The 762-nt window shown below is 45.0% G+C and carries 2 pseudogenes; both read left to right on the top strand.

From position 1 onward, the window contains the following. Positions 1-146: pseudogene (locus B3M51_RS14445) on the top strand (Hsp70 family protein); the annotation flags it as partial. A 7-nt stretch (positions 147-153) separates the two neighbouring features. Beyond that, positions 154-762: pseudogene (locus B3M51_RS03470) on the top strand (Hsp70 family protein); the annotation flags it as partial.

The raw sequence follows: 762 nt of genomic DNA on the forward strand, positions 1-762 counted from the left end.
CTGCCGAGAAAGCCAAAATTGAGTTGTCTTCCAGCTCACAAACGGACATTAATCTGCCGTATATTACTGCAGATGCCAGTGGTCCTAAACATATGGAAATCCGCCTGACCCGTGCCAAGCTGGAATCGTTGGTAGAAGACTTGATTTCACGNNAAGCGTTTGATTGGCCGTAAATTTAAAGACGATGTAGTACAGCGCGATATTGATATGGTGCCGTATAAAATCGTTGAAGCGGATAACGGTGATGCCTGGGTAGAAGCCAATGGTAAAAAAATGGCTCCGCCTGAAATTTCAGCTCGCGTTTTGATGAAAATGAAAAAAACCGCTGAAGAATTTTTGGGTGAAGAAGTCACTCAAGCGGTTGTTACCGTTCCGGCCTATTTCAATGACTCACAACGTCAAGCCACTAAAGATGCTGGCAAGATTGCCGGTCTTGAAGTCAAACGTATCATCAACGAACCAACCGCTGCAGCGCTGGCTTACGGCATGGACAAAAAACGTGGTGATTCCACGGTTGTTGTATACGATTTGGGTGGTGGTACGTTTGACGTATCTATCATTGAAATTGCTGATATCGAAGGTGAGCATCAGTTTGAAGTACTGGCTACCAACGGTGATACATTCCTGGGTGGTGAAGACTTTGACCAACGCATCATTGATTATCTGGTTGCTGAATTCAAGAAAGACCAGGGCGTTGATCTGAGTAAAGATCCATTGGCCTTGCAACGTTTGAAAGATGCTGCCGAGAAAGCCAAAATTGAG

Origin of the sequence: Methylophaga sp. UBA2689, assembly GCA_002354555.1 — a bacterium.
Taxonomy (GTDB): Bacteria; Pseudomonadota; Gammaproteobacteria; order Nitrosococcales; family Methylophagaceae; genus Methylophaga.